Annotated in this window: 13 protein-coding genes and 1 pseudogene; 5 read left to right on the top strand and 9 right to left on the bottom strand. The window is 56.9% G+C overall.

Translation table 11 applies throughout. From position 1 onward, the window contains the following. Window positions 1-5: 5 nt before the first annotated feature. A complete protein-coding gene (locus tag RGCCGE502_RS33230; protein ID WP_040676192.1) occupies window positions 6-1,847 on the bottom strand; it encodes a type II toxin-antitoxin system HipA family toxin in 1,842 nt (613 codons plus the stop codon). Window positions 1,848-2,251: 404 nt separating this feature from the next. On the opposite strand from RGCCGE502_RS33230, the gene RGCCGE502_RS33225 reads away from it, so the two are divergent. Further along, window positions 2,252-2,503: a hypothetical protein gene (locus RGCCGE502_RS33225; protein WP_016558615.1), complete on the top strand. Its 252-nt coding sequence runs from the start codon at window positions 2,252-2,254 to the stop codon at window positions 2,501-2,503. 367 nt (window positions 2,504-2,870) lie between these two features. On the opposite strand, the gene RGCCGE502_RS33220 is transcribed toward RGCCGE502_RS33225, so the two are convergent. Together RGCCGE502_RS33220 and RGCCGE502_RS33215 are read right to left on the bottom strand one after the other, a co-directional pair. Continuing rightward, window positions 2,871-4,697, bottom strand: a complete 1,827-nt coding sequence (locus tag RGCCGE502_RS33220; protein ID WP_016558614.1) for a hypothetical protein — start codon at window positions 4,695-4,697, stop codon at window positions 2,871-2,873. 12 nt (window positions 4,698-4,709) lie between these two features. After that, complete coding sequence (locus RGCCGE502_RS33215; RefSeq protein WP_141652469.1) at window positions 4,710-6,074, bottom strand: hypothetical protein; 1,365 nt, start codon at window positions 6,072-6,074, stop codon at window positions 4,710-4,712. A 337-nt stretch (window positions 6,075-6,411) separates the two neighbouring features. Here RGCCGE502_RS33215 and RGCCGE502_RS33210 point away from each other — a divergent pair. Then, window positions 6,412-9,389: pseudogene (locus tag RGCCGE502_RS33210) on the top strand (Tn3 family transposase). Window positions 9,390-9,861: 472 nt separating this feature from the next. Here the strand turns inward: RGCCGE502_RS33210 and RGCCGE502_RS33195 are convergent. Genes RGCCGE502_RS33195 through RGCCGE502_RS33185 form a run of 3 tightly spaced genes read right to left on the bottom strand, consistent with a single transcriptional unit; the run spans window position 9,862 to window position 19,792 of the window. Further along, window positions 9,862-14,064 carry a sacsin N-terminal ATP-binding-like domain-containing protein gene (locus RGCCGE502_RS33195; RefSeq protein ID WP_019280620.1) on the bottom strand — a complete coding sequence of 1,401 codons (4,203 nt, stop codon included), beginning with the start codon at window positions 14,062-14,064 and terminating at the stop codon, window positions 9,862-9,864. Beyond that, window positions 14,061-17,243 carry a UvrD-helicase domain-containing protein gene (locus RGCCGE502_RS33190; protein ID WP_016558611.1) on the bottom strand — a complete coding sequence of 1,061 codons (3,183 nt, stop codon included), beginning with the start codon at window positions 17,241-17,243 and terminating at the stop codon, window positions 14,061-14,063. The genes RGCCGE502_RS33195 and RGCCGE502_RS33190 overlap by 4 nt, the downstream gene beginning before the upstream one ends. Window positions 17,244-17,245: 2 nt before the next feature. Beyond that, the gene (locus RGCCGE502_RS33185) at window positions 17,246-19,792 is read right to left on the bottom strand and encodes a PD-(D/E)XK nuclease family protein (RefSeq protein WP_016558610.1); all 2,547 of its coding nucleotides are present in this window, start codon (window positions 19,790-19,792) and stop codon (window positions 17,246-17,248) included. Between the two features lie 165 nt (window positions 19,793-19,957). On the opposite strand from RGCCGE502_RS33185, the gene RGCCGE502_RS33180 reads away from it, so the two are divergent. The 3 genes from RGCCGE502_RS33180 (at window position 19,958) to RGCCGE502_RS36230 (ending at window position 22,298) form a co-directional block, all read left to right on the top strand. Beyond that, window positions 19,958-20,941 (top strand): helix-turn-helix transcriptional regulator, encoded by a 984-nt coding sequence (locus RGCCGE502_RS33180; protein WP_016558609.1) that lies wholly within the window; start codon window positions 19,958-19,960, stop codon window positions 20,939-20,941. A gap of 372 nt (window positions 20,942-21,313) precedes the next feature. Beyond that, the gene (locus RGCCGE502_RS33175; protein WP_071224942.1) at window positions 21,314-22,015 is read left to right on the top strand and encodes a toll/interleukin-1 receptor domain-containing protein; all 702 of its coding nucleotides are present in this window, start codon (window positions 21,314-21,316) and stop codon (window positions 22,013-22,015) included. Window positions 22,016-22,034: 19 nt separating this feature from the next. Next, the gene (locus tag RGCCGE502_RS36230; RefSeq protein WP_040676186.1) at window positions 22,035-22,298 is read left to right on the top strand and encodes a hypothetical protein; all 264 of its coding nucleotides are present in this window, start codon (window positions 22,035-22,037) and stop codon (window positions 22,296-22,298) included. Window positions 22,299-22,600: 302 nt separating this feature from the next. On the opposite strand, the gene RGCCGE502_RS38580 is transcribed toward RGCCGE502_RS36230, so the two are convergent. The 3 genes from RGCCGE502_RS38580 to RGCCGE502_RS33160 all read right to left on the bottom strand — a co-directional run bounded on the left by RGCCGE502_RS38580 (window position 22,601) and on the right by RGCCGE502_RS33160 (window position 25,694). Then, a complete protein-coding gene (locus tag RGCCGE502_RS38580) occupies window positions 22,601-23,617 on the bottom strand; it encodes a DNA methyltransferase (RefSeq protein WP_280114313.1) in 1,017 nt (338 codons plus the stop codon). Between the two features lie 42 nt (window positions 23,618-23,659). Further along, window positions 23,660-24,346, bottom strand: coding sequence for a DNA methyltransferase (locus tag RGCCGE502_RS38570; protein ID WP_019280616.1), 687 nt, complete (start codon window positions 24,344-24,346; stop codon window positions 23,660-23,662). A 421-nt stretch (window positions 24,347-24,767) separates the two neighbouring features. Next, complete coding sequence (locus RGCCGE502_RS33160; RefSeq protein WP_016558605.1) at window positions 24,768-25,694, bottom strand: GntR family transcriptional regulator; 927 nt, start codon at window positions 25,692-25,694, stop codon at window positions 24,768-24,770. Window positions 25,695-25,710 lie beyond the last annotated feature (16 nt).

The raw sequence follows: 25,710 nt of genomic DNA, 5'->3' as shown, positions 1-25,710 counted from the left end.
CGATGCTAATCAAAAGTGGCCAAACGCTCGCGGACAATTTCCCGCATCTGCGCCGCCCGTTCAGCGCCGACTGAACCGTCTGTCAGCGGGTCCGGCAGAGCAAGCTCATCCACGCCGCGCGCAAGGGCCGCCGCCAGTTCATCCATGGCCGTGTCCGCCGCCGCCGCCGGAATACCCGCCGTCGCTGCAAACCGCCGGAAATCCGCTCTTTTCAGCCGTTCGTCCTTGCCGCTGATTTTCAGCGCCATATGGTCATTCTGCAGGTTCGGAAACACCCGCGTTGTTACAGCGTCGTAGAGCGGCGCCATACGGACCGAGCTAAAATCTCCTCTGCCTGGTTCCGCGATTTTCAGGACGGCCATGTTCTTCAGGTGCATGTCGCCGTCCGCGATCAGCCACGCGAACAGGGCCCGACGCAAGACCAGCAGCAAATCGGTATCGGCGTCGGTGGAGAGAGGACGCAGGGCTGCCGCAATCCGCTCCATGGTGCCTGTGTATTTGTCTTCCGCCCGCACGCCGAGAACGGATGCCATGTCTTCGAGCGCCAGACGGCGCATGTCGTCAAGACTTGTGCGGATATCAAACCGCTCAACTGCAAGCGCATGCGGCATGCCGTCCGGCATAGCGACAAGCGCAATGGCGGGCACGATGAACCCGGCCGCCCGGCCAAGTTCCATGGACTGCCACTCTATTGCGGGCAGCGCCTCAAATCCCGACGTTCCGGCGGGCTTGAGAATATGCGTGAACGGCTTGTTCGAACTGGGCATAAGCGTACCGTCGGCGTCGAGAAACATCGGCGCCTTGATTTGAACGCCTGACAGGCGCGGCGTTGCGCCCGTCGCGAAGATTTTTGCCAGGTTCTGTTCGAACGTATCATGAATATCACCCCGGCCGGGACCGGCATAGGTCCCTGTAAACAGGTGATTTGTCGTGAAGCCGTTCAGCCGCGTCAGTAGAATGTCGGCTGGAAGCGTCGTCAGCTCGCTCGCTCGCTCTACAATCGTGATGTTCGACATATAGCGCTTACCGGTGCGCAGTTCCGCCCGCTCGTCCGGGCTGTTCAGCACCCGGTTCAACCAGCCTTCCGGCAACAGCGATTCAATGAAGGGCGGCAATCTGCCGGGCGTGGTCTGGCGCACAAGCGGCGGGCCGTCCGGATCGGATGCCTTCCATCGCCATTCGAAGCCATCATGCACCAAGTTGCCGATCGCGACGCCATGCCACGCCACGATTAGGTCGAGCGTAGCCTGGTTGGTAACGGCGACAGCGGCCGTTGGCTTCCGTTTTAGGAAACGCTCAGCCGCACTCCCTTCGTCAAGCCAGTCATTGTCGCGGGCAAGCTTAAACACAGCATCGGCGGCGCTCTCCGGACTTCCGTATTCTTCGATCAGCCGCGCAGCGATTGCCTCTTTCATGTCTTCGTCAAATGAGGCCGCATGTTCACTACGGATGCGGAAGGCTTCCAGAAAACGCTGGCGCAGCGAAGACACGTCCACGCGGAACTCGCCCATGTCATCGCCGACCGCCGCCTGCGCGATGGAGGGGTGGTCCGGCGCTTTGTTCTGAATGATTTCGAGCGCTCTGATGCGCTGGCGCTGCACGCGGCGGCCGGTCAGAAACAGGCGGCCATCACGCATGGGGCCGAGCAGCACGGCGCTGGCGGCCGATAGGTAGGCATTCGGATAGAGGTATTTGGCGATGCGCACCGCATGGGCGCGTACCGTCTGATCTATATCATCGTCAGCATCAACGTAGATGCCGCGCATGAGCTGGACCAGTTTCCCAGCCTCCGCTTGACGGTGGCCACGGGTTTTATCGATATTTTCGCCAACGAGATAAAGGGGCATATTATGTTACTTTCGCGTATTTCAGATACGGAAAAGTTACAGGATTTACGCCGCGTCATCAAGATTATTGTAACTATCGCGTATCTGAAATACGCGATAGTGACAATCCTCGATATCGCAACCTTCATCAAAAATCATCTATCTAGCTGATATATAATCGAAATCCCTATTTCTTTTGCATAATTTAGTATTATCACCGTTTGGAGCGACGACGGCGACGATCATCGCCGTCATGATGCCGACCATTGGCGCGATGGTGCCGCCGACCCGCCGTCGCATGCGTCGGCATGACGATGATCGTCAGCTTGTATAATGGACCGATGCGAAAGCGCCGAAGATCCAGACCATCTTTGCGGAAACCGGCGACAGCCATCGAAGCCGCGCCGCACCTTCGGAAATTCCTGGTGAAGCTATTCGATCGCGACCTTGGCAATGCGGCCGATTGGCCGTTGCTGGCCGAAACCATGCTCCTTGAAGCTTTCCACGCACTCGACCAGGCGCCGGACGATCCATGCACGATCAAGCTGCTGCGCCGCGCCGGCGCCGGTATGTACGACCGGCTCGCGGGCAACTGGCCGTCCGCCGCGCCTGACAGCCAGGAGCCGGAAACCGCATCGCCTGCGGCCGACGGTCAAAATCTCGGTTTTTATAAATAGAGATGTACCTACCAAAACCGGTAGGACATTAACCCAACATTGGAGACAAACATGTACATCGTCAAAATCAAACACAACGGTCAAGGCTTCGTCAATTCCGACTGTGCAAGGCTGCTTATGACCGGATGGCTGTACCACTACGTGGTCATCTGCCCCTGAGCTAAAATCGAGGCCACCGTGTCATGGACGGTGGCTTCCACGTCGTTCCGTTCATTGCAATGTTTCCACGCGCTGTTACGATCGAGGGGCGGCTGGGCTTGCCCTGAACAAAATCTGGGACACCGCCGCCTTTATTAATGCGTCGCGAGATGCAGGGCTACCCTGGTTTTCTCCGTGCAAGTACACCTGTGCCTTTTGTGGTGCGACCTTACTGGGTGACTTGCAGAACCTGACTGAGGAGCTTGAGCGCCGCCAGATTATCGTCCATCGGAGTTTTAACAGGCGAGGCCACCGCCGTCTGGCCATCTCGGCTGGCTTGGGCACGGATGGTGCCAATCTTAGTCGTTATCAAGGACTCCATCGCAACCGTCGTAACGCCGTCGAAAATGGCACCCCGCAGACGTTCGGGCGTCACAAATTTAACCGGTTCATGCAACATCTGCAGCGTGCGTGAGTACTCGGGGCGGGCGCCGACCTCGGTGAAGAACTGTAGAATTTGATAGCTGGCTTGCAGCTCGTTGAATCTCAATCCCGGGGTGCCAATCCTTGTTTTCTCATCGAGGTCGCGCACGCGAGCGAGCCGAGTGGCGTCGCAGAGCCTGACTAAACTCACGATATTCGTCGAGATCTCCAGCGTATTAGGTAGCTTGTTAAAAACATCGCGAAATCCGCCACGAATTCCCGGCATCTTCGTGCCACAGTAATTGCCGCCTTCCCACATGGCCTTCAAATTACCCGAGGGCCAATCACCGCGGGTGCACCAGGGAAACGTGGTGGTCTGATGGCCACTGACTTGCGAGACCAGAAAGGTGCCTACCGGTTTTCCTTTCGCGTCGACGACATCCAAGTAGATATCGAGGACAAAGTCGTAAGTGCCGTTAAATGTTCTCCAGCTGGGATCGGAAGCCGAAAAATCCACGTCGTATTTTTCGAAACAGGCGTGACTCTTAGTTTGCCCGCCGCCGAGCTTCTCAAGCCACAGCGCCACGCGCGGAACAAAAGGCAGAATGGAATTATCGAGATGTATAGCTTGCGCCAAATTAGAAATAATCGACGCCATTTTTTTTGCGTAAGGCGGGTTATTGGGGTTCTGCGTGGTGTAGTTTGGATTCTTCCCAGGGCACATTCCAAGCGCGGCATCCACCAAGGCAAAATGAGCGCCGGGGCCGTCATGAATGTCCCCGCGATTCGCGATCTCCTCGGGATGGCAATTGATCGCACTGGATTGAATACTGCGGAAACTAGCAGAGGCTCCAAAAGTACCGTAACTGGCTGAGGCGACGGTACCGCAACTGCTCGCATTGGATTGACCCATATTGGCGGAGGCTTCCAAAAGCGCGGCGTGCGGCACTTCCTCTGGTAAGGGATGATCCGACGTTCCCAGGCCCAAGTCCGCCAGCGGTTGAGTGGCCATCTCATGCAAAAAGGCGACAGCGGCGTTCTGATAGTTTTGCAAGAGGCGCCACAGAAGGCTGAGGTCCAAATGTTGATTGTTAGTTAACGCGTTTCGATAGAAATTCTGCAATCTATCGCCGTCGGCAACTAGGACCTGCAAATCGGCGGCCGCGATGTCCCTGGGAAACTGCGGGAAGTTTTCAGCTAAGCTCAAGTAGAACGCCGTGCCAGCTAACCAGGTGTTGGGATTAGGCAAAACAAAGGCGGCACCGGGATCGCGCAAGCTCTGTAAACTTCCGAACCAACGCGACGGTGAATCCCAGAGCGAGTTGGTAGGCGCCTTCCCGAGTGCACCTATTAAGCTCGCCCCGTCCACAGCTTCCAAACTGATTGCGTCGCGCGACCATACGCTGGCTAACGCGACGGCCTCGCGACGGCAGGTCATGACCTGAGCTCTTTGCGCGCGCACTTCCTGGGCAGAGGCATTGGCTGGGAGCGCGGGTAGGCTCAAGCATTCGATTCGCAACTTGTCGGAAAGCCGTTGCGCCAAAGCCGCGGTCTGCGCGCCCAATGTGCTCTGCAAGCCGGTAACTTGATTGGCGATCAGATCCAGCTCCTGGGTTTGTCCTTTCTGCGCCAAGACGAGTGCGCGTTAAACCGAATTCACCTGGCGGAAGCCAGCGTCCACTTTCACGTTGAGGTAACGAAACTGCTCCATCATATCGTGATGAAGGTCGTCGATCTGCTTAGCAATTTGAGCGAGGGCTTTGCCGAGAGCATCATCGGGTTGTACATGGCGATGGCGCATGACCTGAACCGCCGTACTGATAAATGACAGCGTGAAGTTCACATAGGCGCTGTAATCATCAGCAGAGTTGAAGGCGGGATTCGTGAACTCGTAAGCGTTTTTGGTGAGATTTTCGAATTGTTGCAATAGCCAATATTGCTCCTTGGAAAGTTGGAGAATATTGGCGATGGCATCCATGTCGGAAAAGTATTCGCGCATCTCGAATTCTTCTTGCCGTCGAGCTCTGGCTCTATCGATTTCTCTGGTGTCAGGGGCGCCCTGACTCAAGCGTAACGTCAGATCGATTTGGACACGATCTTCATGAGCTTGCGTGGCTTCCGCAAAACGCTTGCCCATCTGCGCTTCGAACTCCGATTGATGCTCCTGCATCGCCACGATGTCTTGCCTGAGCTTTGAGTTCACGTAAGCGGGTTGCTTGGTCAAATCCACTGTGAGATCGAATCCCAGTTTTTCTTGAAAGTAAGGCGCTACGTACTTGGCGAATTCCGGATCGGACTTCGCACGAGATTCAATTTCCGTCGTCATTTGTGGAAGAGAGTCGCGCGAAAGCGGCTCGAAACGCTGGCCTTCGACTTGAAAGAGTTTAAGCACGCCTGCGGATCCTTTGTCCGCGATTCCCGTGGTGAGGGACGTTTCAAATACGCTGGCCCCGTCGGTGAAAACAGCGGCGCCGACGGTAGCTGCAACCGACAGTGCTGCGCCGATAGGCGTGTCGGCGAGATTATAGCCATCTACACGTGCTTTGACCTGTGGTGCTACCTCGCGTATGTATGCTTCCTCTGTCATAAGCTGACCCGTCTGGGCATAGGGGCCAAGCGCGTAAATATCGCCGCGAGAGGCTTCAGCTGTAGCACGTGTCGGGTCCGCACGATAATGGTCTTGGGCGGCGGCGATCTGCTCGGCGTAGACAATGGCTTTTTCCGTAGGATCGTCCCAACCGCGCGATTGCAGGACATAATAGAGTGGCGAAGGCGAGGTCGCTGCCTGGGCATGGGCGGCAGTGGTCCCGGCAGTCATCAGCATCAAAACTAATAAATTAAAGCGGCTGCCTCGCCACGCAGATCCGAGTCGTGAAGAATTCCGGATATCACGCACCGCTCTGTTAGCTCTTAGAGATAGATTGGTTTCACAAAAATTCGTCAGGAGACTTGTTACCGTGGCTAGGTAAAGCGGAAGCGACCCGAGACGCCAGATTTCCGCGAGATTCATCGCTACCTCCGTGCAAAAAACAGATGCGACCTGGGGAATTTATACGCTCTTGGCAACTTGCGGGATACCCGCGCGAAAGGCTTAGGCCTGATGCATTCAAAATTATGGTGGCCTTCTATGATCGAAGGCATTTCGGTTCCCGCGCGACAATATGGGGTCAGAACAAGAGCAGTCCGAAATCCTACGCTAAGGCCGAACGAAACAGGAACCATGCCGTAGATCGGATGGGCAACATCCGATCTCTGTGGATTGCTATCGACATGCGCCAGTTTTGATTTCTCTGTCTGTCCCGACTCGACAACGCTCGACGCAGATTGGTCATGAATGGAGTCGGGCGATGGCAAAGCGCAAGCTTCTCAAAGATCAAGATCGCCGGAAGCTTGTCGATATCCCAGTCGACGAGGACAGCTTGATCCGACACTATTCGTTGTCACCGGCCGATCGCCTGGAGATCGAACTGCGGAGACGTAATCACAATCGGCTCGGCTTTGCCATCCAGCTATGTCTGATGCGATACCCGGGTCGAGTGCTTGGAGCAGAAGAAACTCCCCCTCGCGCCATGCTGAAGTATGTTGCTGATCAGATCGGCGCCGCTCCAGACGAATTTGCCCTTTATGCACGTCGTGAAGAAACCCGTCGCGATCACATGGCGCGGCTAATGATGTATCTGGATAAGAGAAGCGCGACGCCGCAAGATCGCCGCGCCGCGCTATTGGCGGCAATTCAAGCAGCGACCATGTCCGACGACCGTGCTGCGATAGCCCGTTCGGCTCTCGCCGCGTTTCGCGAACGCGGAGCTCTTCTGCCGGCGATCGACACGATCGAACGCATCGGTCTTGCCGGCCGTGCCATAGCCCGGCGCCGGGCAGAAAGAACTCTGACTGAAGACATCCCACTCGATGGGCTTCAATCATTGGATAGGCTGTTAGAGGTTGACCCGTCGATCGGCCAGACGCGCTTTCATTGGCTGCGCTCGGCGCCAGAAGCGCCGGCTGCGTCGAACCTCGTCGGGCTGACCGAGCGAATAGCATTTCTGCGGCGGCTGGAGATCCATCCGGACCTGCAGGCGCGCGTATCATCCGGGCGGTGGGACCAGATGATACGGGAGGGCAACGCAATGCCGGCCTGGCTTGCCAGCGACTTCAACGCCAGCCGTCGCCAGGCTCTGATCGTGGCTCAAGTCATCAAGCTTTGCCAGAAGCTCACGGACGAAGCGGTGACGATGTTTATCAAGCTGATGGGCAAGTTGTTCTCGAAAGCCAGTAATCGAAAGAAGCAGCGGCAGATGGACTGCAGAGCGAACACCGCCAAAGCGCTGCGCATGTTTCTGGATACGATCACCGCCCTGCAGTCTGCCAACGACTATGGTCGGAACGCATTGGATGTTCTCGACCAAAGAGTCGGTTGGGACCGGCTGCTTCGGATGAAGCCTGAGCTCGAGTCGATGGTCGACGACAACGAGGCGCCGTCGTTGATCGTAGCAGCCGAGCAATATGCGACCGTCCACAAATACGCTGGTGCGTTCCTTCAGGCTTTCACGTTCCGCTCGGCGCATCGCCACGATCCGCTTCTGGCGGCAATTGCGCTGCTGAAACGGCTTTATGTCGAGAAGCGGCGGACACTCCCGGATCGCGTGCCGCTCACCCACCTCAGCCAAACTGATCGACGGCTTATCGCCCAACAGGGGAAACCTGATCGCCGTCTCTACGAGATCGCGACGCTCGCTGCTTTGCGAGACCGGCTTAGATCTGCGGAGATCTGGGTCGATGGCAGCCGATCTTTCCGGCCCATTGATGAGCATCTGATGCCGCGGTCGACATTCATCACGATGAAGGAAGGCGATCGTCTCGGTTTGGGCGTCCAGAGCGACCGCGTGCCGTGGCTTGCCGAAGCGCGTCAGATGCTCGACTTCAACCTGACGCGTCTGGCGCACAGAGCACGATCCGGAAAGCTCGAAGGAGTTCGTCTTGAGGCCGGAACGTTGATCGTCACACCAACCGTCGGCGAAGTCCCTTTGGCAGCCGAGGGACTGAATGCCGAGATCAGCGACATGTATCCGTTGGTCGAGGTTCCCGACCTGTTAAGGGAAGTGCATGAATGGACCGGCTTTGCGGATCACTTCACGCATGTTCGCACCGGGGACGTCCCAAAAAATGTCTCTGCCATGCTCGCCGGTGTACTGGCCGATGCGACGAACCTCGGCCCGAAGAGAATGGCGGGCGCATCCAAGGGGATCAGCGCTCACCAGATTGGGTGGATGCGCACATTCCATGCTCGATCAGAGACCTATCGCGCGGCGCAAGCGTGCATCACCGATGCCCACACCCAGCATCCGCATTCCCGTCTTTGGGGCAATGGCACAACGTCATCGTCCGATGGACAATTTTTCCGTGCGAGCGACCGAGCTGCAAAGCGCGGCGACATCAATTTGCATTACGGCAGCGAACCCGGATCGATATTCTAAAGCCATCTGTCAGATCAATACGGCTACTTCAGCATTTTGCCCATCAGTCCGACCGAGAGCGAGGCGGCCTATGTGCTCGATGGACTATTCGATCAGGACACGGTCCTCGACATCCAGGAACACTTTACCGACACAGGCGGGGCCAGTGATCATATCTTCGGGCTGTTCGCCTTGATCGGAAAGCGATTCTCACCGCGACTGCGCAATCTCAAAGACCGGAAGTTCCACACGTTCGAAAAGAGCGGTGCATATCCGGCGCTGTCGAACCACATCGGGGCGCCGATAAATGCCACTATAATCCTCGATCATTGGGACGATCTGCTCCATCTCGCGGCGTAGATCACGACGCGGTCCGTCGTGCCGTCTACGATACTCAAGAAACTGTTCGCGTCTCCGAAGCAAAGCCATCTCGCGCGGGCGCTCCGCGAACTCGGCCGTATCGAAAGGTCGCTTTTCATGATCGAATGGTACTCAAGTCCGGCATTACGGCGGAGATGCCAAGCTGGTCTCAACAAGGGCGAGGCCGCTCATAAGCTGAAACGCGCTGTGTTCTTCCACGAGCGAGGCGAGATCCGCGACCGGTCGTTCGAGAGCCAAGCGTTCCGCGCCTCTGGTCTCAACCTCGTCGTCAGTGCGATCGTCCACTGGAATACGGTCTATCTCGACCGTGCGGTCACACAGCTGAAGCGAGCGGGTCGAGATGTTCCTGATACTCTGTTGAAGCACATCTCGCCACTCAGTTGGGAGCATATATCAACCTTACCGGCATCTACACCTGGGATGCCGAACATCAGATGCCCAACGGATTTCGATCGCTCCGACTGCCAGCCGAGTTACGGCGGGTCGCATAAGTTCTCAATCCGTTCGCCCTTAGCGTACGATTTCGCACTCCTCTTGTTCCGACCCCATCTCGTGATGAGCCAAGGCCCAGAGATAGTCAGAAAATTCTGAGACCAGGCACAGCGACCGACGTCGCCCGAGTTTTATCCGTCAGCCGTGCAATCCCCCGTCCGATGCGTCTCACGTCGCACGGGGCACAAGGCGCAAGCCGGGCGGGTTGTTTCTATCATGGTTCGACGAAATAGCCCCCGCCAACCCAGGGAAAAAGTTGCGCGGTCAACCATCACGATCGATCCGCAACAGGATGTTTAAGGGCGCTAATTGATGGTCGAAACCACGCTTAAGTCGTAGCCAGGCTCCTCTTCCGGAAACGGATCCACATAACCGAAATCTACCGACAACATTTTCTGGCTGAGTTTCGTCGGGGCCGTCGGGACACAAGTGATTAGTGTTGCCGATACCCCAGGCGGTCTCTCCGAACTCTTATTGTAGCATTGGCTCAAGCCGAAAGCGTTGACGTCCCGGAACGTCGTCGATGCGAACCTCGCATTCGCGTGCAAGTGCCGATTTGTGACTGAGCGGATGCCCAACGACTGTCAGGTGGGCGACCATCCTGGAGCCGGAATCGAATTGGATGCGGTAGACGAAGTACTTATTTTTCTGCCGCTCCGCTGCGGTAACCTCATTGGGAGTAAGCCGAACAGTCCCCGATTTCACTTCTATGAAGCGTTCAACCAGAGAAAGCTTCTTGGGGTCAGATTTGAACGCGATCAGATCTTGCTCTGTTGCGAAGCTCAGGCAGTCGCATCCGTAGGCGTCGCGGCCTTGAAGTCTTGACACTTGAAGGGGAAAGCGGCCCTCTCGCTGTTCGAAAAAGATAGCCCATTGTTCGGCATCCGTTGGTGCATTTAAGTCGGCGGTCCGACTGGGCGATCCACCTCCACCACCACTCGCAATCCGAAGGCCAACTGCGCCTCCGCCTCGCGAAGATCCTTCCGGGGTGTCCAGCTTCGTCACCGCAACCCCGGCCACCTGCTGCTGCGGCTTCGGGATGGGTGTTTGCGATGTAGGTGGTTGCGGCACTTTGCTGGCATGATGAGAGGTCGTCTCGTCATTGCTCGCGCCTTGGCCGGGCCCTTCCCCGCGCGCCAATGTGTCGGCGTCAATTGCGAACACGTCACCTGCAGCCGTAGTGACTTCGTCCTCAATCGTTGCGAGCAGTCGATCGACCTCTTCATCCGTTTGATTATTCAGAAGACGTCGCAGCTGCAGTGTCCTCAGCGAATTAGTCTCAGCGGCGAGAAGCTTCTCAAAATCATCGCCAGCTTGCAGTTCGAAAAGCTCTGCCAGCCCGTCGCTGATTGCGGTGATCGCCCTCAACATGAGTTCATCTTCGGCTTCCGCGACATTCACAGCAACAATTAGTATGTCATGGTCGAGCACGTATTTGCCTGGTTCAAGCGTACCCTGAAAAACGTTGCTGCCTAGGCTAAATTCAAGCTGCACCTCGACTGAGATCTTCAGTTCGAGTTGATCGAGGCGACGCAGACGCTGTGTTTCGGCGGAGTGCGCTGCGCGATACACTTTGATGAAAGGTAGGGCTTCCTTGAGCCGGCCACGCAACCGGGCCGATATCGCGCCCTCATCCTCGACTACACGGCTAACGGTCAGACTGAAGTTCTGCTTACTAAGCGGTGCCACAGCGAAGCGCGTCAGAACATCGGCTGCGCTTCGTCGCGGTGGCAAATCGATCAATGAGAAGTATGCGCGAGCGGCTGCGGGAAAATTGTCACGGTCGAGATACAGAGCTTCGGAGGGGCGCACCCATTCAGTGCTGCCGCCTTTGCGAACCTGAACCATCCCGTTCTTTTGATACCAGTTCGTTGCGTCAACAGCCTTGGATGCATCGAACGTATCCAGCTCCAGCACCTGCAGATAAAGCCGGCGAACGAGTTCCGCACTTGGCTTCTGAGCGTGCAGTGAACCGAGTAAGCGAAGCAAGCGTTCCTCAGAGAGATCGGAAAGGCTCGTGGGAACGCCAGCGTAGGAAAGGCCCCTCAACCAGTGAGCGCGATCAAGACCAAATTTAGCTCCTTCATCGCTCCGGGGCGGGCGCGGCGTGGCAAACAGCTCTGCGAGGCGGCCAGGAGCAATCATTGCATCGCTAGGTGCGACCCGTCTCCCGTCTGATGTGTCTAACCACGGAGTCCTCGACAAAGACTCGCGAACGAAATCCGGCAACTTGCCACCGTAGTCTCGAAACATCGCGCGCCCCGACTTGGCGCTAAACTTAGCCCAAAAGGACATGCCATTTACAACGTCGAAACGAGGATCACGCGCCAGCCACGCAAGAATTGCGGTACTGGAAGCGCTGGCCAAAATCTTGTCCAAGCCCATTATTGAGAGATATTCAGCCTTACAGTTGGCCCCCCAACGCAGTTCGGAACGGTCTATCACCTGCCGATGATTGTCGTCGAAGACCTCGACAGTGGGTGGCAGCGCCGCAATTAGCCTAGATTGAAGAGATCCCGGCAGGACTGCGGCTGAAGCGACGGGCCATTCTTGTACACCGATCCACCGGAAAAAATCGGACAGGCCATCCAAACTCCGAGTCAGGCCATTGTCTTCCGGCTTCGCTAGCAGGCGCGCCGGCTGAGTCGCATAGAGCTCAGCCGTGATGCCTCCGTTAACTCCATAATCTTCCGAGAGATGCACCGACGAAGCATCGCGCCATTGCCCGTCGCGGCATGCGACTTCAATCCGGCCAGGGGGGAATGCAACCTCCCGGGCGACGGTCTGACGTAGGTTAAATAGAGCTTCGATCAGCTCTCGACGAATGCGATCCAGATCAGCCTTTCCTCGCTTGATCACGTCAGCCGCTTGGCGTCTCAGCGACGCAATGACGCCCTCCGAATTGAATTCATGAATTCCGAAATCTCCAAGCTTCCGAAACCGGTCGCGAGGTTGTCCTTCAAGTCCCGCGTTGATTTTTGCCCATAACTCGGGATGCAAAAACTTGGCTCGCGCCCAACGCGGTAGTTTCGGCGGCTTCCCGCTAGCGGGCAAGGGGAAACAGCTATTGTTTCTGGTGAGCGGACGCTCGTTTGAATCGAGCAACAAAGATCGGTCATGGTATGATCCGGGGAGGTGGGTCGCAATGCCAACCACGGCCGCTGCCCGCTCCGCGATCGTCAATTGGGCTTGGCGAAGAGTTGCCAAAGCCTGGAACGGATCGAGTTCAGCGACGCGGAGCCGCTCCAACGTGCCTCTGTCCGCATCATTGCGACAAACGGCAAGGGATCCGAATAGGCGCTTTGGCAAGTATAGCCCATAGCCCTTGGGGCCAAGTTGAGTGTCAATTGCAGGCACTCGTCTACCCCGCATAGTCGGTATCAGTGGCCGTTGCGCAGCTGCCCGGTAAGTGGCTTCCTCGAACGAATGAAGCGGACTCGGGAAATATGTGGCGCGAGTGAGGAATTCTATTGGATTAACCACGACGCCAGACTCCACAAGTAGCTGCAGAAAGTCTGCATAGAAAACGGACAGGGCGCTCAAAACATCGGAATTCACGTCCGAGTCGGCGTTCAATGTCTTTCGGTGCGAGTCCAGTTCAAGCGTTGCATGAAAAAGCGCGGGAAACGGGAGCGGGATGTCCGTTGGAAAGTAGCTGTGAAGTTTACCGGGTGCGTTCGTTGCATCGGTTCTCAGCCCAACGGCCAGTTCGTAGTTCTTGGGCGAGATGGTTCCCTTGCGGCGATGACAGATCCAGTGTTGCTGGGCGACGACCTCACCACTATGTATTTCAATGATGTATCTGCCATCCGAAGACGGTTTCTTGATCCATCGAATTTCCTGTTCTCCCTCTGCAGAAAGGGTAATCTCTTGGAGGGAATCTACAAAAAGGAGAAAATTCGGCTCAAATTCCCTTAGCTGAGACAATGCTCTCGACTGAGCCTTGGACGAAGAGAAGGCGGCGACGACAACGGTCTGGTAGCCAAGTCCCCGAAGTGCCCGTGCGCGAGCAATCAGCTCGCGCTCTGCCGGCCCGCCAATGTCTTCGACCGCTGATCCGACGGCTGGGAAGGCAAGCACTGGAACAGGCTTTTGATCGGACCGTCCCAAAAGCTTTCTGATTGTTCCGCTTTCGACGGCCAGTTCCTCTACGTGTTTTTCAGCAAAGGAGCGAGAGAACCCGATTTCAAGCGCGCCACTCGTGATGAATGGTTCGCTTGACCAATTTAGCAGTGCTCGGAAGCCAAGCCCCTTCGCGCCGATGAGAGTCGTCTGCCGGCCAGGCTTGTCGCTCGTGTGCGAGGTCATCAAGGAGCGCACACCACCCGGACGGAAGGGCTGCCCAGTGTTGGCTACGCAAAGTCCGTATCTATTGACCTCAATCAGGACCTTGCCCTGACCGCCGACCTCCGCCGCAGCGTCTGCCGCATTTTGAACCAGTTCGAGTATTTCGCGACCAGCGTAATCTTTCGCCGTTGATAACTCGCCGCGGAAGTGACCGAGCATGAAGTCGGGCTTGATCGTGTAGGCGCGGTCTGTTTCCGATATTCGGTCCCGAACCCAACTAACCCACTCTTCTGACGACCCCAGGATATCCTCTTCGCCCAGGTCGGATATCGCGTCGTCTTCCGAGATGGACGCTTCGCTCGCATTGCTACCCAGTTCATCCATCATGTGACGCTTCTCGAGAAATCCGCTGAGTTGTGGTTCGGATTAGCCAATTCCAACCGCCCGTGATCGACCCAAAATACTGCTAGCCCCTTAAGCGGATGCTGCGGGAAAAGCTCTGGTACCAACGTCGCATAACTCGACAACTGGGACCAGTAGGGACCGAGGCCCTCACCACTGCCGCCGGTTTTGTGGTCGATGAGAAGGCACCCGTTGGGTCCGATGGCGAGAAGGTCTATCGTGCCTGGGATCTCGGCTCCATCTTGAGTGAAACCAAGCACCGGGATTTCGGTGGCAAGGTCTGGATAGCCTTCCGCCGCGAGCCAGTTTTTCAGTGCGGTGGCGCGCTGAGACATCATGTCGAGCGTGGCTTCTTCTAGTCCCGTCGCAGATGGCAACCCGTGCGCCAAGTCGGGTCGGGTCAGGTAAGTGCGCAACGCCAGATGCAGGGTAGTACCGCGTGCTGCGTCATTGAGCGTTGCCGGCCAAGGTGCACCAAGAGTAATTCTACGGGTTTCAGGCACTTCTCCCGCGCTGCGACTTTGCGAAGGCTGTAGCCGCCAGGGCGATAGTGGCATTTCAGCCAAAGGCGTCGCCGGCCCGAACCGGGGTGTTGCGCTTGCGACGCCATTTGCAAATTCGGTGAAGGCCGCCTGCTCTGGCAATTGCTTAATGACAGCGGCGCAATCGACACCACCGACCTTGAAGCAGTTGGTCCCGATCTGCGGTGCACAATTGTCCATAAAGACATGGAACAGGTTTGTCGCTTCTGGCGCGTCGTCCTCTCGGTCTTTCAAGAAGCCGGGCCATTCCAGCACTATCCGGTCGCGCGCACGAGTGAGCGCGACGTAGAGCAAGTTCTTCGCATTGGCCTCGAAATCTTCCCGTCGATCTTCGATAAAGCGGCGCGTAGCCTCTGGCGCCGCGAACCCGGGTGTATGAACAAGCGCCGCCGAGCCGAGCACCACTGCCATGTTGTCGATCCGGTCCAATGCATCGAAGCGTGTCGTCGTGGAACCGGGCCAATCCTCAATACCGTTATCGAGCTCGGCCACCACAGTGATCGGCCATTCGCGACCCTTCGAGGCATGCCAGGTTACGATCTCGACGGCCTCGGCGTTGTTGGCAGCGGGATCGGGTCGACGATCAAAATCGCGTTCATTCGCTCGTGCATCGAGCCAGCCGAGAAACACCTTCGCGGTTTCGCCATGGAATCCGGAAGCAGCTTTGAGGTCGCGGTGCGCGCCCTCAAACTCGTTTGCTTCAGCCTCCAGTCGAAGGAGATCGGCGCGGCACCCCGCCGCGTCAGGTTGGCAATCTGCCCAAAGACGTAGGCCTGCGACCGACAGCACCAAATCCAAAGCCGCACTGACCGGAAGACTTGCCATCTGATCGGACAAGGCTGCAAGGCGGATCAGGACCGGGTCATCGGCCAACCGCCCGGCAGTCTGGGCGGAAAGTGCAGTCTGCAAGAGTAGTGGATCGGGACCCAGCGTGCGCAATAGCAGCCCAGAGTGAATATCGGCCGGGTTCGCGGCAAACGCAAGCGCTGCACGAGCAGCGGTGACAACGGGGCTAGTAGCCCAGCCGTCCTCGCTGATGCGGACAGGGACGCCGCGGGCGCGTAGCTCCTCGGCATAGCGGGCAGCAGTCGTGTGCCGGCAAACCAGCAGTGCAATATCCGATGGCCGCGCTGGGCGCGATGTCTTGGTAAACCGATCCGTTATTGTCTCACCATCCATCAGGATGGCCGCGATGCGTTCAGCAATGTGTTCTTGTGGTTTCGATGCGGTGCGAACGCTACGCGATTTGGTTGCGATCAACACCTCGAGTGCCGGACCTGAGATCGGATCGCGCGTTGGTGTCAGCGAGTTGTAGCGCGCGCCGAACAGGCCAACGCCCATTGCATTGACGAACTGCATCACAGCCGGCGTCGATCGCCAGTTGCGATCAAGCGGCTGTGTTGCATCGGGATTCGCTGTCGCGAGAGCCTGTGACAGGCGCGGGTCGGCGCCCTGAAACCCCATGATTGACTGTTTAACGTCGCCGACCAGCAGTGTGCGCGTCGCATGTGCGCCAAGCTGCCAAAGAAGGGCGAACTGCACGGGATTGGTATCTTGGAACTCATCGATGATGACGCAATCAATCTCGCCGAGCACTGCTTGGAGAACGGCTGGGTCGGTGCGCAAAAGTCGTTCCGCGCCGGTAATCATGTCGGCGAAGTCGATAAGGCCCAGTGCCTTTTTACGAGTCTCGTAGGCTTCCATAACCTCTTGAGCACAGGCGATCAGGCAGGAGAGGTGCAACTTTGCATCCGCAAGAGGGCCGGGGTGGGCGGGAAGAACGTCAGCCGCCGCCATAATTGCGGTGGCAAGGTCGTCGTATCCTTCCGGCGTCTTGCTGCTTCGGTTGGAGACAAACAAGCCGCGTAAGTCGTTCCAAAGCTTCCAGTCCCGGTCGAGAAGATCGGGCGAGCGATGAACCCGTTTGAATAGCGCTAGATTTTTCTCAAGTTTTTCGACATTGCCTTTGGCAGTGATGTGAGCCATGCCCCCTTCAGGGAAGCTCGCAACCATTGTCTGAATGGCCGCTCCCAACGCATCACGGGCAGCTGTCGGATCTGACAGAGGTTTGCCATAGATCGCATCCAGTCGCGACAGGGCCGGTGCGAGCAGGCCGCGATCACGCCCTTTGTCACCAAGACCACGCAAGAGATCAATCATCGACATTACCCGGCCGCGTAGAGAATCTTCGACCGTATCGCCTGTCTGCCAGTTTGCTTCGTAGCCAAAACGCTCAGGCTCGGCCTTGATGGGATCGAGCGATTTCGCATGCGCCAATGACTGACGGATCAACAGGTCTCGCTCCGCATCACCCAGATGTCGCGGTTGCGGCGAGGCGCCTGCCGCTAGCGCATGTTCGGTCAAAAGCCTAAGGCCCAGCCCATGGATGGTCGACACATATGCGCGCTCGACCGCCATAGCCTCAGAAACGAGACCATCTGCCAGAAGCCCGGCACGGATGCGTTCACGAAGTTCCGCCGCAGCGGCCTCCGTGAAAGTCACGGCCAGAATGCGCTCGGGCCTAACCACACCGCGTTTGACCCAATCAGAAAGCTGGGTCTTAATTCGGTGCGTCTTCCCGGCGCCGGCGCCCGCAGGAACGATTACTAATCCTTGATCCATGGTCATTCCTCCTCGACCTGACGAATGAAGGCTGTGACGAGGGGAGAGCCGTCGGTCAGCGCATAGGGCGTAAACCCTGCCTCCTTCCTAAAGAATTTTTCATCACCGGACGTGTTGAGGACCACCCTTCCTACGCCCAGCTCCGCCAGTCGCGTCGTTAGCTTTTCTACGGCGCTGTCACTCACAGTATCTCCCATGTCACGTGCGGGAGAACCGTCGGGTAGCGTTAGCCCAGAGGTCAGGAAGCCTCCGTCATTCATAAGGTGATATGCTACGGCAACCTTGCGTCCAACCAATGGATTCATCCCGTCGTTCTCGCGTCGGTTTGGCCGGGAAATCATGTCGCGGTAGAGCCCGGCCTGCAGATCCCAGGCCGCCTCCATTCGCTTACGTCGACCCGACGTTCCTGTCTTCTTGTGATCGACGACTAACAGAGTGCCATCAGTCAACTCGAGGATTGCATCTGCTTTGCCATGCAGCTGGATGCCGTGTGCTTCTCCCGCCAACCAGATCTCGTTGCCGATAATCTTCGCATTTAGTGCCAACAGATGATCTCGCCAGCGTAGCGCGGCAGCCAGGATTTCCCGTTCCAGTCCCTTGCGTTCCATCTCCCACGACTGGCTGCGCAGATAGCCAGCATGGCGCATCAATGCACGATCATAAGCCTCGGGGACCGCAGCGGTCAGTGTTTCGGGATCCGGGACCGGCCGATCCTTCAAGAAGATATGTTCGAAGACGTCATGGGCGATGTTGCCCTTCGCCATAACATCAAGCTGGTCGGCCGACCAAGACATATCCTCGGCTCCAACCTCAGCAAGGAGCCAGGCAAGTGGGCTGACGAGCAATGTCTCCAGCCGCGAAGGCGATTGCGGCTTTGCCGTTCCGTCATCCGTACGACGAAGAGAAAGAAGATCTTGCCCAGGAAAGTCCAGAGCCTCGGGGAGGTCTGGCTGCATGCGTAATGGCGGGAGATGGTGATGCACGATCGGCCAGTCTGAAGGCGAGAGCCGCGACAAATCAGTGATGAGATCGCTCGCGTCGTCGAGGTTATGGATCGAGCGCGCGATAAGTGACAGCCCTGCGGATGGCTGCAGTTTAGTGCCGGACAGATCGCGCCAAGGGATCAGAAATGTGACAGTTCCGGAGGTCGCCTGCAGTTGATGATCAAAGAGCGCAAGCCCTTGTGCGAGGCTCGCTGCCCGCCCCCGCAATGCGAGACCTGTGGCGGCGCGGATCCAGGTAACTTCGCTGTCCAAGAACATCGGATTGGCGCGCGGGCGTGTTGGATAAAGTCCGTCAGTAAAGTCGGAGATGATCAAATGCTTGCAGGGACGCCAAGGGCTCTCATGCGCGAGCCACAGGCTTACGCCTTCCAAATTGCGCACCGGATCGGCGCTTCCAGGCGCCATCACTTGAATGCCGCGCAGGATACCTTCCCAATCCGGCGAACCCTCGCCTGGAGGGACCGATAGGCGGGCTCCAACTTTGTTACCTTCTGTAATCTGATCGCATATGCGGTCGAGAAGAAAACGTAACTGCGCCAGGCTACTTGCAGAGGCACGAATATCATCCCAAAGCGCCTTGTGCGTCGGGTTTGCCGTTAGGATTTCACCCCGGAAGTCCCCGCTCATCAGGCTTTCAGCGAGATTTCGCCCCGTCACAGACGACCAAGGCATAAGTGGGGATAGCACGAGGCTTGCCAGTGCCATCGCTGGAGTTGGCGGACGTTTGGCAAGCGCCAGTTGCAATGCAGTTTCGCCAACGACATCGCGTTTTGGCAGGTCTGCAGGCAGACCAGACACCGGAATACCCTGTGCAGAGAAAGCACGGGCGATCTGTTGCGGGCTTCCAGCCGTAAGAACGGCAATCTCGCGAGCCGGGGTCCCTTCGTCAATCAATGCTCGAGCACGGGCAGCGGCGAAATCCGCACAGGCGGCAGGATCTCTCAAGCCGTAAAAAGAGAGGCTAGAATCGATGGGGCCCGTCTCTATTTGAGGGGCCGTCACTCCGCCCTGGAGGGCGTGCAGCCGGCTACCGATCACGGCGGTGCGATCGCGTGGCGAGGCGGGGACTGAGCCGAACTCGTCCTTTAGCCGGGCGTAAAGCATCTGCATTGCGGCGGGCGCGAGCGGATCGAGAGAACCCTCGACAACCGGGATCGAAGCCAGAAAGCCTCCATGAGACAACGTCAGGACATGGCGTACCGGCGGCAGGCCTTCGGGCAGCGCATCCCCCATTTCCCGCCACAATCCGACCAGTGCCGTCAGATGCCGTCCCGCCCTGCTATCAGGCAGGGAATCGACCGTCGGTACCTGCAAATCCTGCGTAGCAAGTATCAGGTCCTCCAAGGCTGCGGTCACCGCAGAAATCGTTTCAATGGGCGCGTTCGAGAGACTATCCGCCCAAACTGGATCAGAGGAGTTTGCGATGGCGCGACCGGGTGTCCACTCGGTCACTTTTGGCGCTAAACTCAGTTCGGCCAAAGCGGTGTCGGACAATCGGTATTGGAGGCCAGAGCGTGCATCGGCGACGAGAAAGGGATAATGCATAGGAGCCTCCGATGAATAGCTATCTGTATGAAGTGAAATCGTTGGAAACAGTAGGCGCAGCAATAATCCGCGATGAAAGCAATTGCATATCGACAGATTCGAAATTCATTCATAACGTGTATGGGTGTCAATATCTGACATACTTGTTCAAGAGGGAAATTTGTCTTGCCGTTCTCCAAGTCTCAAGACCTCATTAGACTTGCGCGGCTGGCTGCTGTTCGGCGAACCGGAATCAGTCTCGATGAAATTCGTGATGAGTTTGGCATCTCGCACCGAACAGCACAGCGTATGACTGAGGCGCTTGAGGCGGTGTTCGATAACGTGGAGGCGGTTACCGGCACGGATCGTCGACGACGGTGGCGCGTTCTAGATCCGGTTCTGGAAAAACTGCAATTGAGACAGGAAACAGCGGTCGAGGCGCTGGACATCGCGAGCAGAACAGCGCGCGGCGACGGGCGTTTGCGCCACGCTGCTGCGCTAGATGACCTGCGCGGTGGACTGCTTGCGCGCCTCACCCCGAAAGATGCTCGTCGCACTGAGGCAGATGTCGAAGCCGTCCTGCTAGGCATGGGATCGGTCGCACGCCCCGGACCGCGGGTCAATCTAGTCCCGGCTGTCGTCGACGCTGTTATTGAGGCTTTACGGGGACCCTTCAGATTGCGGATGCGCTACGGAACTATGGATGCGCCGGAACGTGTCGTCGAGCCTCATGGTTTCTTACTTGGACATCGAAGCTATCTTGTAGCACGCCAGCCAGAACGTAGCGACGAGATGCGGACCTTCCGGATGGATAGAATACTCAGTGCCCAGAGTTTGGACGAGAGCTTCAGCTTTGCGCCCGGTTTCTCGCTTGAAGACTACACGGCGAAATCGTTCGGCGTTTACCAGAATCCGAAGCAATACGACGAAGTCATCTGGCGTTTCGCTCCACACGCCGCAGCGCGGGCGGCTGAGTTCTCTTTCCATCCAAGGCAAACCGCTGAGTCGCAAGAAGATGGAAGCCTGATAGTGCGCTTTCATGCGGCAGGATGGCTTGAAATGGCATGGCACCTCTATTCATGGGGTGATGCAGTCGAAGTCGTAGCGCCCGCAGGGCTGCGTAACTTCATCGAAAACCACCGCAGAACCGACTTCGATTCATTGCCATAAGCGGCTGCGCGGACGACTGCTTCAAGTGGGTCGCACTCTCGTGCTTCGTCGGGGTGACAGTTTTTGACACCCACGCTCCTCTATTATCGAAATGGCCTGATTCACCGGGTATTTCTTAAAGGAGAAGACAGATGGCAAAAGGGAAAGGAAGCGGAAGCAACTTCCGCAGCGCAATCACTGGAAAGTTTGTCACAGCCAGAACTGGGCGCGCAAATCCGAGAACAACCGTGCAAGAAGCGAAAGGCGGAGGGAGCACAGGTGGCACTTACAGGAGTGCTGTTTCAGGCAGGTTTGTGACCACGGCCTATGGCAAGTCGCACCCGCGCACCACCATCAAAGATAGCTGAATGCGGGATTGAGGAGGATATTCCCATGGCTCAATGTACAGCACCTCGAGAAGGGCATCGTTCAGCGAACGCGGCCGCAAACTGCCCTGCGTGCCGCGGTAGCAGGCGTTATGGCGGCTATAGCAGCTATAGCAGCTACGGTAGCGGTTACGGATCCTACTCACCTTCTCCCAGCACGTCGTCGGGAAGTAACAGCGGCGGGTCAGGCCGGATACGCGCGAAATGGTCGAAGGCAGGCTCTTCCATTTTATACACCCCTACCGAGGTGCGGGCGCTCACGCCAATCCGCGAAACCGCCGAGAACCGAGCGCAACTACCGGATCTCCGCGACGTATTCTTGTGCCATGCATGGGACGACCGGCAGGGCGACGCGAAGACGTTGCATGATATGCTCGAAGCACGTGGTGTGTCAGTCTGGTTTAGCGAAAAGGACGTTGCTCTCGGTACGTCGTTGCTTCGCGAAATCGACAAAGGGTTGGCGAAGTCGCGGGTCGGGATCGTGTTGGTGACGCCAGCATTACTGCGCCGCCTTCCAGTAGCAGGCGTTGCCGACAAAGAGCTTTCAGCGCTTTTAGCGACCGAACAGCTCGTACCCATCGTTCATAACACGAGCTATGAAGCTTTACGCAACGTCAGCCCCCTGCTGGCCTCGCGAAGTGGCCTGAGCACTGGAGAGGATACGATGGCAGTGGTGGCGGACAAGCTCGCTGAGCTTGTTGCGACGTAACTTTGTTTGGGATGCATCGATGCTGAAAACCGATACTCGCCAAGCGAATTGGCGCCGAGCTAATCCGGCCAAATATGATGCTCATCTTGCCGTGCAGCGGGCGGTGAAAGCGGGCGAACTGGAAAAGCAAACGTGCGAGGTTTGTGGGGTTGGTGCCGTCGACGCTCATCATGACCGATACGACGAGCCTCTGAAAGTACGTTGGCTTTGCCGATTACATCACACCCGTCTTCATCACCGTGGCGAAGATATGTTCCCAATCCGACACCGAGGCTGCCGTTGATGGGATTATGAAATATTTTCAAGCAATTGAGATTTCGAAATAGCAGGTGGTCGGTTCAGCTCCCATTTAAGGTGAAATACGCGCATGGCTACCGCAGATTTGCGCCTTGATCTCGGCCACTAACGCGATTTTAGCCTTCACCCGGAAGCAGACAAAGCGGCGACCACCTAAAGTTCACGGTCGCGTCACAACCGGCCATTCTCGGATGTCTGTATGCGTCATGCTCACTCGCTCGAACGCTCAGTCACCGATCATGGGGCTTTTTGATGCGCCGACATACCTCGCTGACGATACAGAACACGCTAGACACGGCGGCGTCTTGGGCGATTTGGAGCATGCTCCTGCGGCGGTGTTAAGAGCGGTTCGTCAAGCGGCAATGAGGCTTGGAGCTTGGTTGATTTTCCACCTGAAATTGGAAGGTGAAGAGATGGGGATTCCCGTATTTCCGCTGGCGTAGGCTTTGTCGGGGGACGCTTTCGCTGCAATACACGCGCCTCCTGAGCGGCTCTTACCGTATTGAGCTCGGTCAGAATACCAAGGTTTGGTCCTGCGATCAGATCCTTCACGGTTATGATTTGGATTCGCGCTCGATCTCCGCCCGGAAGTGATATTCTCCCGCCTGTTGCTGCTTCGGTACGCATGTCTTGAGTAGGGTCGTTTAGGCAGATAAGGACACCCATGTCGGCCGCTTCCCGTTGGACAACGCTTTTCAATACCCGAACCGCGTCTGGGCCGATGTGTTTTCCACCTTTTACGGAAACTATTGCGTGACCGTATTTGCCGGGGCCGGTCACAAAGGCGATTTCACCATCGATGCCCTTGTCAGGTCCACGACCCTTAGCCTGACCACCAATTCGTCCGACTGCCCATTCCTGAAATGTATACGGCTCAGTGGCTGCAAGCTGACGCGCACCGTATTCGTCCTTTGGAATTCCCTCAATGGAATAGTTAGCGAAGGGAAGCCACGTCTTCATTCTATCCTGGATTACCTGGATCGCCAGATAGGTGATATCAATTCCGACCCATGCTCTTCCCAGCCGTTCCGCAGCATGCAGCGCCGTCCCGCAGCCACAGAAGGGATCCAGCACAACGTCGCCTGGCGCCGTTGAAGATAAGATGACACGCTCTAGCAAAGCGAGGGGCTTCTGTGTGGGGTAACCGATGCGCTCCTCAGCCTGCGAGTTCAGAGGAGGAATATCACCCCAAAAGCTGCCGATAGGGTTTCCCCGATCATCAGTCGGCCGAAGTTTACGGCGCGGCGCGCCTGATCTGCTCCACGACAAATTACCCTCCGCGTCAATCTCACGGAGTTTTTCCAACTCTACACGCCATCCGTATGGGGGAGGTGTGAAGCCTTTATACTAGTAGACGAGGTTTGGGCGAACACCCATGCTCGCCGATCGAAGAATTGGGCCGTCGGCATAGGGACCAAGTTCGTCCGATCTATCATATTTTTCCAGGAGCTCGGCCTGTGACAAAGGTACACGTATCGCGTCTTCGTAAAAGGGCGCCGCGTCTGACTTCGCATAGTAGAGAATCGTATCAGTGCTCGGGCTGAATTTCTTGCTTGCATGTTGTGATCCCTTCGGATTTCGAGACCTGAGCCAGATAATTTCGTTCCGAAAGTTCGAGGCTCCAAATATCGAGTCCATGACGGTCTTTAGATAATGGCTGGCCGTGGGATCGCAGTGAAGGAATATGCTGCCAGTTGGCCTCAAGACGCGCTTCAAATGGATCAGGCGAACAGTCATCATGGCGAGGTAAGCCATAAGATCACTCTGGCCCAGAAAACCTTGGAGAGCTTGCAACATTCGGAAGATTGAGACATCGGATCGGCGCACCGATTCCATCGCGGCTTCCGCCCCATCTTCCCAGCGCCAAGTGTCTTCGAACGCCATACGCTGCGCATCAGCCCCGACAGGTGACTTATAAAGGATGTTGTATGACGCTTTGGAATTAAATGGCGGGTCTAAGTAAACCAGATCGACGGAGTTTTCCGCCATCTTCTCCAGCCAATCGAGATTGTCCCCGAAGTAAAGCTTGTTCACGCAAGGTCCCCCATGAGCGCGACAGATGCTTTTCATTTTTTACAATCTTCGTTGAATTTTCGTTTATACTAACGAATTATTTTCCGGCCTCAATTCTCAACCGGAAGGCGTCGCCCAATTGGGACACAGACGGAAGGCTTAACTGTTGGAAACTTCTCCGGCAGCTGGTGCCGCGCCCGTCATCGCCGAAACACATCCACCCATTGGCTGCACTTCCTGGCCGGCTTCCGAAAAGCCGTCAATCCACTCCCGGCGCCATATCGGCCATTCGAACAGCAAGTATCTGCCTATACAGGAAAATTCGCCGCGAATACAACGACCGAACGATGGGGTCGGGAGTTCGATTCCCTTCAAGGCGCCCGTCCTAGAAAACTGCTAGGTCGTCGGTTGGACTACCATCAAGGGCATTCCTCACGGCAACCTAACCAGGCTGCTCTGTCCGTGCTTCTCTTGCCACGGTCTTAAGGTTGCTCAGATCCTGAAGGTGTCGCGCCATGAACTCTGAGGCTTCGCGGTTCCTGCCATCGAGGATGAGATCAAGAAGATCGAGGTGCTCCTCGCACCGCATCCTCGCGCTTTTTCGATCCAACATCTGGCGATAGTCGATTAGACGACGCAGGCGGTCGAGCCGCTTCAGTGCATCGATGAAGAAGCTGTTCTGGCAGCATTCGATGATTGCCTCATGCATGCCACTGTTAAGTTCGAACAGCTTGGCATCCGAGATGGTCCAGATCCCGCCGTCGACAAGCCATTGCTGTTCTTCCCTGCAGCGCATCAGAGCGGGACGGTTCAGTTTGAAATTCGGCTCAAGCAGCGCGGCTGGCTCGATGAGGAGGCGGAACCGAAAGCTGTCTTCGTAAGCCTGCAGCGAGGTCAAAACGGGCAGAAAGGCCCATCCATTTCCTGGGAGGCGTTCGATCCAGCCCTCATTCGTCATGCGTAGCAGGATTTTCCCGAGTTGCCCTTTGGTTAGTTTGTAGCGGCGTAGAAACTCGCTTTCGGAGATCCGCTCCGGCAGGCGGCCGTTCAGACGGTCATCCGCGATCATGAGATAGATGTTCTCTTCTTCGTCGGCCGACGGGGTTTCCAGGGAGAGCTTCTCAGCAGCTTTGACATCTCCGACGACATAACCTCCGCCTTCACCCTGCTTCAGGACGCCGACGTCATGCAGCAGCTTCATGGCCGTGCGAACCGGCGAGCGGGATACGCGGAACTGCTCGGCGAGTTTGCGCTCGACCAGGCGCCCGCCCACGGGAAGCTTGTCAGTACGGATATAGGTAATGATCTGGTCCGCCAATGTGTTGATCAGTGGGGTGGTCTGCACGCTCAAGCTCCCGAATTTGCTCATCTATGCCACATCCCGG

It is taken from the genome of Rhizobium grahamii CCGE 502 (assembly GCF_000298315.2).
GTDB lineage: Bacteria > Pseudomonadota > Alphaproteobacteria > Rhizobiales > Rhizobiaceae > Rhizobium > Rhizobium grahamii.
This window is presented reverse-complemented; position numbering and strand designations above follow the sequence as displayed.